This is a genomic window from Rodentibacter rarus (assembly GCF_001998965.1).
In the GTDB taxonomy this organism is placed as follows: Bacteria; Pseudomonadota; Gammaproteobacteria; order Enterobacterales; family Pasteurellaceae; genus Rodentibacter; species Rodentibacter rarus.
Window position 1 is genome coordinate 1 of the sequence record NZ_MLHJ01000118.1, and the last position, 10,597, is coordinate 10,597.

The following is a 10,597-nucleotide window of genomic DNA, read 5'->3' on the forward strand; positions in this document are numbered from 1 at the left end:
TAGCGCTCAGTTTGCCGTTTACATCGGCAACCGCTTGGCTTACCGTGGTGATTTGCGCTTTAGCGTTATTTACCGAGGCATTGACCGTATCAATACGGCTGGCGAGGGATTTGTCTCCGTTAGCCCGAGCGGTTTGTTCTGCGGTGATTTTCGCCGTCAAATCCGTTTGAGCTTTCGTCAGATTAGCCGTAAGCTGATTGAGCCTTGTTGCCGTTGAGCTATTTAGCGTGATAACAGACTGTTCAACTTTGGTAATATTGCTTTCCGCCCCCGTCATTCGGGTGGTAAGGGCATTAAGTTGGGTTGCTTGAGCGCTATCTGTTGCAGCTTGTGTTTGTCGATAAGAAACCAAGTCTGCCGAGACATTGGCAATATTCTCCTCCACATCTTCCGGTGCGGGTGTCCAGTCGGTCGCAATCGTGCCACGTTCAAGTTTCACTTTACGTAGCCTTATTTCTGCCCCGACTAAATAACAAGTAAACTCAAACTGTACATAGTTTAAATTTGTTACTTGGCGATAATCCAATTGAATCGTATATTTTTTCCAATCTTGACTATCAATAGTGATGTATTTATAGGTATCTTTCGTCCCCGATGGTAATAACTGCTGGCGCAATAATACACGTATTGCACCATTAACCGATGCTTTCGCTTCAAACGATACCGTGTAAATAGCGCTAGGTAGGTCTTTTAATGTTTCACTACAATTTGCGGTATGACTCCGTGTCCCCTCTTTCGCTATTTGCATTGCCGCTGAATAATTGGCAGTTTGGGAATCAATAACAATTTCGTTATTCTCTGTAAAAACACGCCCGGTTTCATTGGCGTGTTTACCAAAACGCCAATAACCGGAGAAGTCAAGGGAACTACGTAGGTAATTCCGTCCCCCAACACGCAGCCCATCAATCTTAGCACTAAGATGTTGGCCTGCCTCACTTAATGCCGTTGTTTGATTGGCGACACTGCGTTGTAATTGGGTGATACCGCTTTCCGCTGCCGTTACCCTTGCCGTGAGTGCCGTTCTTTCCATCGATTCGGCATTATCCCCGGCAATGCGGGCGTTGCGCTCTTCCGTTAATCCCGTCAACGCTTGCTCGGCTTGGGTTGTCAGGGTTGTGATTTGTTGGGCTTGCTGCCTATCCGTATTTTGCAACTGCGTGATGGCGGTTCCACGGGCTTTGGCTTCCGCTTGCACTTTTTTCGTCAGGTTCGCACTTTCTTTCCGAATAGACTGATTAATGCGATTGACTTCTTGAGTGAGATTCCCTTGCAATTGCTGAACGCTAAGATTCGCTGCATTAGCAATATTTTGTGTGGAATCTAATTGCGCCATCAGGTCAGAATCAAGCTGATTGGCGGTAATTTGCCCCTCTAGGTCATTCGTGCTGACTTTGTGGCTATAAGCCTTCCCATTCCAAGTATAGAGCTTGCCATCTGCCGTGTTGTGAACTTGGTTGTAACCGGTGAACGTATTTACATCCAACCCTGCCACCGTTTGAATCGGCTCAAGATGGCGTGCCGGCAAGGCGGTATCAATCACATCATTGATAATATTTTGTGACAGTTTTTCATTGAGCAAGGCTAATTCTGCATCAATATCGACCGCACTTTCTGCCCGCAAGCCGGCTTGTTGATGAAACGGTCCGACATTAATCCCACGGGTATGACGCAACCAATAATACCGCACTTGTTTTGCCCCCACTTCGTGGGTGTATAACTGAGCGGTCACTTTGGCAATGCGTTTTGCCGTTTTAATATCGTCTGTTTCTGAGGAAAAAATCTCAGTCGCTGTCGCTTCGTTCACCCAATCCCATTCAAGTGTAATACTGCCTAAGCCCCCTGTCGCCCGAACGCCTGTGGGTGCCGGCGGGCGGTCGATGGTGAAAGATTTAGCCTTTTCATTAAGCAATTGCCCCTTCTCATTTTTAGCGCGAATCACAACCGTGTATTCGCCATTTTCAAGATCGTCTAACTCAAGTTCGGTTGTTGTTCTCCCTAGTTTAGATGAATATAACTTCGCCTCTTTATAGATGAAAATATCATAGGTAATTAACCCGATTCCGTTGCTTGTTTCCGCTAAGGTACGGACTTTTCCATCCGGTCCTATATTAATTTGAATATCGCCGACTTTAGGCGTATTAAATAAAGTGGTTTCACGGGGTTCAAATCTCGCACCATTATCAACAATAGCCTCTTTTTGAGGTTCGTGCTGAATAGCGGAAATAATGAACTGATCTTTACCATCTTTTTCTTGAACCGTAATACAGCGATATAATTTTGTTGTAAGACTTTCGTTTGAGAGTGTCCAAGGGTGCTGTTCAATAATCCCCATCGGCGGATCAATCAACGTAATTTGTTTTTTCTTTACCGCAGCAATTTTAGCGTGTCGTTCTTTGCCCTTTCCATCAATATAAGAAAATACCTGTTTAGCTCCGGTAAGCGTAACTTCTCGATCTACCGTAATAATTTTTCCGGCAATTGAAATGATTCTCCCGCCAATCTCTGTGCCGGCAAAATAATTATCCGCTACACGAATAATATCACCCGGAATATTTGCCAATCCCTCACGCCCAACGGTAAAGGTCACCATTTCAGTTTCAAGGCGTTCGGTTTCTAAAATCCATTTTCCGGTGCGGAAAGCCTGCCCCCGAGAAGTACAACCAAAAGCCGCCTTTTTTAACTGTTTTAAGCCATTTTTCGCTACATCTTGATCGTCTTGAACAAGCTCAATCGCACTTTTGTAGCTATCAAATTTATCAAAATAGGTGATCTGAATAGAGTTGTGGCGATCTTTATTGGCAGAAGAGGAATACTCAAATTCACCATCAATAACATTCGCATTAGTATAGGTCCACACAGGATCAGCCGGGCGATCCAATACCACGGAAAATTCCGATCCATTCCATACCGGTAAACCACGAAAACACGAGCAAATATCATTGATTAAGTCATAGGCTTTACGTGATTCATTGATCCATACGTTACAAGTAAAGCGTGGTTCTTTTCCTCCAAAACCATCAGGCACCAATTGATCGCAATATTGTGCGGCAGTATAGAACGCCCATTTATTGATAGAAAATCCCTCAATACGATTCCCAAGTCCATAACGTTTATTTGTCATCAAATCATAGAGAACCCATAGCGGATTATCAGTCCATTCAGGCTTAAATGTCCCATCCCAATAATCACCGGAATAAGTACGTTTAACCGGATCGTAATTTGACGGTACCAAACATTCAATACCGTAAATCTCATAGCCTCGAGTCGGAATTGAACTAAAATATTCAGAATCAAATTCAATCCCCATTAAAGCGGTATGAGGGTAGGTATATTCCCCTTCAATAATTTCCGTATAGCTCGCCCAAAGGGTTTTATTCTGTAAGCGTTGAGATGTAGAATCAGGCTCTACGCGCTCTACTTTTAATAAAAACGGAACAGCCGGTAGATCATCTATATCAAACTGGCGCAAATACTGTGAGCTATGTTTACCGGTGATATTAAAAGGATAACTACGATCTCCTACTGTAATAATGAAATTGACACTTGAACCGTGTGTATCCCCTTGATCGTTTTGTTTAAATAGACTACTAACACCAAGATGTAACCGTAATCGTGCCACATTGCTATCTGTAATCGTGCGAGTCAACGGTGAGGATTTTTTCACCTCTTTCCCGACATTTACCTCGCGTTCAGAAGTATCAAAATGAGAAAGCTGATCTTGAACCGCAAGGCCTTTCCGTCCTTGCCAATTAAGATTACTAAAATTAAAGCTACCATCACGATTTTGAACGGGTGTATCATCTAAATAAATTGATTTCATCCCGTCAACAAGACCTTTTACCCCCCCTTCAGAAACCGCTTCAACAATGCGTACACTCTGTTTAGATTTATTCGATTCCGGTGCTTCATAGGGCGTATGCCCGCCACCGCCGCCACCTTTACCCATTTTTCTTTCCTTATGCTAATGCCTTGCTAAACAATAACCCATCGCGGCGTTCTGCCGGTTTCTTTTGCGCTTCATTTTCCGCATCGTATGTGCGAATCCCTTGTGATAGGATTAACGAACCACAACGGAAACGCCCATAACACAATGCTATTGCCTTACCCTGCGCAACCATATTCGCGATATTAGAAAACCCTGTTGATCGCTGTTTATCCTGACGATCACTACCATTGTTCGGGTCAGGGGTTTTCGTTAGCATTTGTGCAACACCGCCTGCCATTAATGCGACCCCCATACCCACAGCATAAACCCCGTAGCCAGTCCACCATGTCAATGCGCCAACCACGACAAGTACAGCCCCGGCGATAGTTTGAAAAAGCCCGCCTTTTTTGGCACCGGCTAATACCGGTGTAAAATGCACGGTACAATTTTCATCGAGTTCTTGATGAATTTCATGCTCCGCATAGCGAGAATCTAAATAGAGATTTCGCCCAATTCTCACTTTAAAAAAACCTTGTAATAAGTAGCTTTTCAATCCTTTCCGTTGCTGCGTTAATGCCTCTACAATTTCAGACACAGTCTTTACATTTAGCCTAAATTGGCTACCAAATTGTCTAAGACCACCGTAGAATTTGACATTGACCATTCTTTATGTCTCCAAATTGAATGCGTATATTTAAGCCAATAGCCATCGAAAATATCTCTTTTTGATAAACGTTTTGGGGCGTGGTGTAAAAGCATTTGATCACCGACATAAATCGCCGCATGATTTGGTACAGGCGATTCGATCCGCACTAACACAATATCGCCGATCTGAATATTTTCGATTGATATTTGATAAAATCCGTGCTCTTCAAGATGATCGAGGTAAAGATTTTCCCCTTGCCACCACCATTCATCAGCACGTGGATAATCAGGAAAATCAAAACCGCATAAATAATAAAAATCACGAAAAAGTGTGTAACAATCCTGTACACTGTGTTCAAAACTACGACCGATTAACGGAGCGATTTTAGGGAATTGATAAATCTCATCGCCACAAACAAGCCACCAGTCTAAATCCGATTGCCACTGCATTTGCCGATCCGCTAGACTCAACCTAGGTTCACCGTTCGGATGAGAATGAACTAAGGCTAGAATCTTGCCCATTTCTTCCGCCTTGATAAAATCCTCAGGCGAAACTTCGAAATAATTCATAGGATCATCTGCGATATTCTCACAAGGCAAAAAGTGCGGTTGATTTTCCCCCTGTTTTAAAACAACAAAACCGCAACATTCGTGCGGTTCCTTTGATTTTGCGTAAGCGATAATTGATGTATTCAAGGTTTCCATTATCACCCCAATTTATTTACACTCGGAAATCCGCCAAAATTAGCAAGATTACGCCTAAATCTACAACCTGTTTGACAATGGCTACATTTATCTTTTGCCGGATCGGTTGTTGGTTGATCTTTTTCATCTGCTACCGGCGGACCGGTATAACCACATTCAGGTCCTCGATACGGCCAAGAACACATTGTTAAAATTGTGCGGCAAGGAATCTGCGCACCGTCCATCTCTACCGGTGTAGCCAAAACAAAACTAACTAGATCCCTTTTATGTGAAGAAAGCTGTTCGATAACAAAAATTGAAACCGTCTCAATACTCGGATCGGCGTATGGATTGCCGTTCTCAAAATTGACCGCATCCAAGAACCGAACACAAACACGCTTACGCTTTACAATTGCACCAAGACATTGTTGATAAGCGTAAATAATACGGGTCACAAATCCATTAATATTGCCTAAAGAAAGTGTAGGGCGATTACTTGCACCTTGTGAAGACAATTTAAAACCGCTTGTTGCCACACCATAGGGAACATATTCTTTACCTTGCCAGATGATAGGCTTATCGTTTAATCCTGCACCGGCATAAAAGCGATAAAGTTCGCCGGCATTACCTTCTTTATCAAAATGCTTTGTTAAATCAATTTCCCATAGATCAATTAAGGCGGACTGCTCAAGTTTTGCCAGTTCCGCCTTTAATTTTGGATCGCCCATTACAGCACCTCTTTAAATGTCATTGTAAACGTTGTAATGCCACCATTTTGCGTGCTACTCCAAGAAGGACAATAGACTTTTACATCCCGATCTTCTTGGCTACAATACCACAAAAACGCCTGATACCCGCCACGTTTAGAAAGAAATGCTCGTAAGGATTTAGCATTAGATGAATTACAAATGCAGCGTATGCCGGAAATATTCACTAAATCGTGATTTAATCCTTTTGGCGCACGTTGAGAATAACCATCCCCAAGCTCATTATTGATTATATTTGGTTCGTGCGAAACAGAATAACCACCTTGCACCGCCCAATTAAAACGCTCCAGCGTTCCCGTCACGTCTTGCCTCCCGTAATTCATATTGAATCATACCGCGAATTTTATCGACTAATTCGCTAGTCCATTCCGAATGATCGTTAGATTGATCTTTTGACTCAAAGTGATTTGTCATATTGATCGTAATCGTTTGTGATGAACTACCACCGCCATTCCGTTTGCTAACTTCTTTATTGCTAAACATTCGCCCGCTATTACCCGGAATCATATATTGCATTCCATTCTTCGCTTGGTAAATTTCAGGCTGATTATTTTCCCCTACACGATACATTTGATTGGCTGACATCACGCCGCCATTTTTTCGACCTGTAATAGCCAATGCTTTTGTTGAGGCTATTGTTGTTGCGATTCCTGCCTTAGCCGGTATCGCATTTGCACCTTGAGTCGCCAAAGAAACTAACGCAGCCGGTGTTGCGAAAGCCGCAGAAAGTGCGGCAGCTTGAGCCGTTTGCGCCGCCGTAGTCGCTTTCGCCATTGCCTGCCCGATCATCATTTGGCGAACTTGCGCCATTCCCATCTCAACAATACTACTAATCACGCTATTAAAAACAGTATTTGCTACTGAGCGAAACGCATCTTTCAACGACATTGTACCGGAAAGCAGTCCGGCTATCGCACCACTACCGCTACCAGCCATCGCATCTAAGGCATTACCAAGTATTGCCGCCCCCTCAGATGAACGTTTCCACGCCTCCCATTCAGCCGCAATGCGTTTTTCTCGATATTCATCTTCAAGTATCTTGCGTGCCTCTTCCGCTTCCATAATTGAGGCTAAATAAGTTTCTTTAGCCGCAGTAAGTTCCGCAATTTGCTGTTCTGAATTAACAGACAAAGGATTAACCCCGCTCGCTGCCCGAATTGCCGCAATCTCTTGTTCCGCCTCTGCGATTTTAGCTTTATAAGCCGCAATGCCTTCATCGAGAGATTGTGTATCTTTGGCAAAATCAATATCAAGCTGATAAGTCGGCTTTGCCTTGCTCATCACACTATCAAAGTTACTCATTGCCGTTGTGACGTTATAAATTTTTTCGGCTAGTTGCTCCGCTTGCTTTTTCTGCTCTTCGGTAGCCGCTGCGCCAAGTTGCATCACGGTTTCCATCTTTGCCGCCTCAAGGGTAAACCCCTTTTGGCGTAATGTTGCAATTTCATAACGTTGTGCTAGTTGCGCCAATTGCTCAACAACCCTCGCTTTTTCATTCGCTTCTTTTTTCGCTGCTGCCTCTGCGGCATTTTTCGCTTTTTTGTCTGCTTGCTCACGTTCCTTTAAGGCTTCCTGCTCTTTTTTATACGCTTCAATTTTATCGAATGATGCGTCAATAGAAGGAATGACGACTTTCTCCAAATGTTCCTTATCCGCATCAGTAACGGCAAGTGCGGTTGCTAAATATTTTGCTTTTTGCCGTTCAGTCATTGCAATCGTGTCAGCGGAACGCTTGGCGGCTTCAGCTATTTGATCCATTTTGGCAATATTGCCGGCTAAACCGCTTTCAGATGCTTTTGCGGCCCCCGCTAAATCATCTAACGCTGCTTTTAGCATCTCAATAGCTTTTTCTGCATCAAACGCTGCACCTGAATTTTCATTTATTTCACGGGTTAATTTAGTTAATGTTTCGTTAGTATTACCATATCGTTCACTTAACACATTTAGGTAGGTAGCTAGGTTTTGAATAGATTCGGGGCTTTTTGTTTTTTCCATTTCAGCCCAAAGTCCGAGTAATTCTTGTGCTTCAGTCTGTGAGATACTTAGCGAAGCAGAGAAAGTGCGTGCCGTATTAGTAAAATCATTAATAGCTGAATTTGAACCATAAATACTGTTGTTCACACGTTGTAGCGTACTTGAAAGCGATTCGCCCTCACGGCTAAATTTGCGAATGTTCTTAACAGCGTTAATCACCGAATCACTATCAATCGCATTAAAAAATGGTGTCAATTTATTTAACGCTTCGGAACTGGCATCACCGGCCGCTTTAAGGGCGTTTTTGGCATCAATCATTGCGACAGCAATTTTAGAACGAGCTATTCCTTCATTTTCTTTCGCTAATTTCGCAATTTTTTCAGATAAAACTAAAATATTATCATCCGTCTTCGTAATAACTTCACCAAGTTCTTTTTGCGCTTGTGTTAATGCTTTTGAGGCATCAGTAGAATCAAATAAATTCGGTAATAAAGCACCGGCAATCGCCCCGCCAATCGCTACCGCAGCCCCGGCAACCGCCCCCATAGGTCCTAAAATTGATAGCATTTGCGATCCCTGTTGCGCAAATACCATAAAGGCATTTTGCCCCATCTGTAATTGAACGGCTATATCTTGAATTTGATAACCTAATTGTCCCGCAACACCACGCATATTACCCATTGCCCCACTTGCCTGTTTTACGGCACCTGCGGCTTGGCTCATTCGCGTATTCATTGTTGCAAGATCGTTCTGTGCAGTTTTAATCGCTGCCGAAGTTTGATTAAATTTAAGGGCAAGCTCTTTGATTTTTTCACTTGAGGCACCGGATGTTGTCGCAAGTTGATAAAATTCTTCACGCGTATCGGCTAATTCAAGCAATAAATCTTTCAGCTTGTTTTTAGTTGTCTCTGAACTAATAGAAAGCTCTTTTAGCCTATCCGAAGCAATACCTGAATTTTTCTCCAACTCTTCAAAACGCTTGCGTGATTCAACAAGTAGTTTATCGAGATTATCAATGGATTTAGCCCCTTTATCACCGGCTTTACCAAGATCATCCATTGCTGAACTGACTTTCTTACTCCCTATAAGTAATTGTTCAAGCTCTAAACTAACTGTATATGAAATTTCACCAATATTATTTGACATTTAATCACCTCAAAGAAAATATACAAATTTGTATACATTCTTGCTTTACAAATATACAAAAATGTATATAATAAAACTATCTTAAAAAACACGGAGGAATAATGAAACAAAGTGAGTTTTTAAGATGGCTGAAAGAGCAGGGCGTAATAGCAGAAAATGGTAAAAAGCATTTAAAACTCTATTACAACGGCAAAATCAGCAGACTGCCTAGACACCCAAGCGAAGAACTGAAAACAGGTTTAGTCGAAGGGGTAAAAAAGCAACTAGGCTTAAAATAATCCAAAGCCCCTGTTAAAGGGGGCTTTTCTTGATAAGGAGTAAATGATGTTATTTTATCCCGCTATCTTTGAACCTGATGAAAAAAGCGGTTATGTCGCCCATTTCCCGCAATTCGGCGGCTTTACCCAAGGTGAAACCATCGAAGAAACCAAAGAAATGTGCGAGGATTTGCTAATTTCCTATCTTGAGGATTACTTTGATATGGATAAAGAAATCCCAATGCCGGATAAGATCCAAAAAGGGCAGTATGCTATCGCATTACCGACATTAATGGTCGCAAAAGTGCTACTACATAATGAATTGGTAAAGCGCAATATCAATAAAGCAAGTCTAGCGAGATTACTTGATGCAAGCCCGGCAGAAGTTCAACGTATAATGAACTTACGCCATAACACGAAAATTAATACAATTGATCGTGCTTTTGAAGCATTAGGCAAACAACTAAAATTATCCCTCGCTTAACCGAGATTGTTCATATTCCGCCATTATCCGATCATATTCGTCATCGGTGAAATGGCGGGCTTTTTTCTGCGGTTGCTGGCTTTTAATTAACTGCTGAAACTCTGTCATAGTTAGATTTTCCGCATCTTGTCGGCTCAACCCGAAAGCAGTACGCACAAGACTGATATATTCAATCGCTTGAAATTCATTTGAATAACTTCCTACGCTTTTATTTGCCGGAACATCTAACGGACAACAACCAATTACACCGTGCATCATTAAATGCCGGGCAAGTGTAATCACATCAGAATAGGGCAATGCGCCACGAACATAAACTAAGCCACGTTCTCCCGCCTTCCATTCCCCGATTAATTCCGAAACATCCTCTTCACAACAGGCGCACAACACATTCATTGCGTGTTGTAAGATTTTCCGCCCAAAAACAGGGGAATAAATCACATCAAATACATACTCTTGAAATACGGTTGAGGTTGTACTAACTTTATCAAGCAATGCCCTAACTTCTGAGCCGTGAAGTTCAGCATAGATTTGCACAATTTCAACAGGAGAACCGAGAACCGCCATTGCTTTCAATGACGGTTTAAAGAAATAGTCCCGTTCTGCTGTACTAATCAGGCATTCACCTATATCAGTGATCGGTTTCATCATTATGCTGTAGCAATTTCAAGGGTTGATGCATCACCAACTTTAAATTCAACTGTTAATGATCATGCAA

At 42.5% G+C, this 10,597-nt stretch carries 9 protein-coding genes; 2 read left to right on the forward strand and 7 right to left on the reverse strand.

Annotation, left to right across the window (positions count from 1 at the left end; genetic code table 11):
• The 6 genes from BKK50_RS10515 to BKK50_RS10540 form a co-directional block, all read right to left on the reverse strand.
• A partial coding sequence (locus tag BKK50_RS10515) for a TipJ family phage tail tip protein (protein WP_143529811.1) occupies positions 1–3,946 on the reverse strand: 3,946 nt, incomplete at its 3' end.
• 10 nt (positions 3,947–3,956) lie between these two features.
• Positions 3,957–4,520 (reverse strand): tail assembly protein, encoded by a 564-nt coding sequence (locus tag BKK50_RS10520; RefSeq protein WP_341864593.1) that lies wholly within the window; start codon positions 4,518–4,520, stop codon positions 3,957–3,959.
• A gap of 11 nt (positions 4,521–4,531) precedes the next feature.
• Positions 4,532–5,281: a C40 family peptidase gene (locus tag BKK50_RS10525; protein WP_077417832.1), complete on the reverse strand. Its 750-nt coding sequence runs from the start codon at positions 5,279–5,281 to the stop codon at positions 4,532–4,534.
• Positions 5,278–5,982, reverse strand: coding sequence for a phage minor tail protein L (locus tag BKK50_RS10530; protein ID WP_077417834.1), 705 nt, complete (start codon positions 5,980–5,982; stop codon positions 5,278–5,280). The genes BKK50_RS10525 and BKK50_RS10530 overlap by 4 nt, the downstream gene beginning before the upstream one ends.
• A complete protein-coding gene (locus BKK50_RS10535) occupies positions 5,982–6,323 on the reverse strand; it encodes a phage tail protein (RefSeq protein ID WP_158074671.1) in 342 nt (113 codons plus the stop codon). Before BKK50_RS10535 ends, BKK50_RS10530 begins: the two co-directional genes overlap by 1 nt.
• Positions 6,298–9,141: a phage tail length tape measure family protein gene (locus tag BKK50_RS10540; RefSeq protein WP_077417838.1), complete on the reverse strand. Its 2,844-nt coding sequence runs from the start codon at positions 9,139–9,141 to the stop codon at positions 6,298–6,300. Before BKK50_RS10540 ends, BKK50_RS10535 begins: the two co-directional genes overlap by 26 nt.
• 101 nt (positions 9,142–9,242) lie before the next feature.
• On the opposite strand from BKK50_RS10540, the gene BKK50_RS10545 reads away from it, so the two are divergent.
• A complete protein-coding gene (locus BKK50_RS10545; protein WP_059367647.1) occupies positions 9,243–9,419 on the forward strand; it encodes a type II toxin-antitoxin system HicA family toxin in 177 nt (58 codons plus the stop codon).
• A gap of 43 nt (positions 9,420–9,462) precedes the next feature.
• Positions 9,463–9,882: a type II toxin-antitoxin system HicB family antitoxin gene (locus tag BKK50_RS10550; protein WP_208606214.1), complete on the forward strand. Its 420-nt coding sequence runs from the start codon at positions 9,463–9,465 to the stop codon at positions 9,880–9,882.
• On the opposite strand, the gene BKK50_RS10555 is transcribed toward BKK50_RS10550, so the two are convergent.
• Positions 9,868–10,530 carry a DUF6246 family protein gene (locus BKK50_RS10555; protein WP_077417841.1) on the reverse strand — a complete coding sequence of 221 codons (663 nt, stop codon included), beginning with the start codon at positions 10,528–10,530 and terminating at the stop codon, positions 9,868–9,870. The genes BKK50_RS10550 and BKK50_RS10555 overlap by 15 nt on opposite strands.
• Between the last annotated feature and the right edge of the window lie 67 nt (positions 10,531–10,597).

Excerpts from the sequence above, each read along its gene's own strand:
- BKK50_RS10530 (WP_077417834.1), bottom strand. The coding sequence starts at position 5,982 with ATGGGCGATCCAAAATTAAAGGCGGAACTGGCAAAACTTGAGCAGTCC.
- BKK50_RS10545 (WP_059367647.1), top strand. The coding sequence starts at position 9,243 with ATGAAACAAAGTGAGTTTTTAAGATGGCTGAAAGAGCAGGGCGTAATA.
- BKK50_RS10555 (WP_077417841.1), bottom strand. The coding sequence starts at position 10,530 with ATGATGAAACCGATCACTGATATAGGTGAATGCCTGATTAGTACAGCA.
- BKK50_RS10540 (WP_077417838.1), bottom strand. The coding sequence starts at position 9,141 with ATGTCAAATAATATTGGTGAAATTTCATATACAGTTAGTTTAGAGCTT.
- BKK50_RS10550 (WP_208606214.1), top strand. The coding sequence starts at position 9,463 with ATGATGTTATTTTATCCCGCTATCTTTGAACCTGATGAAAAAAGCGGT.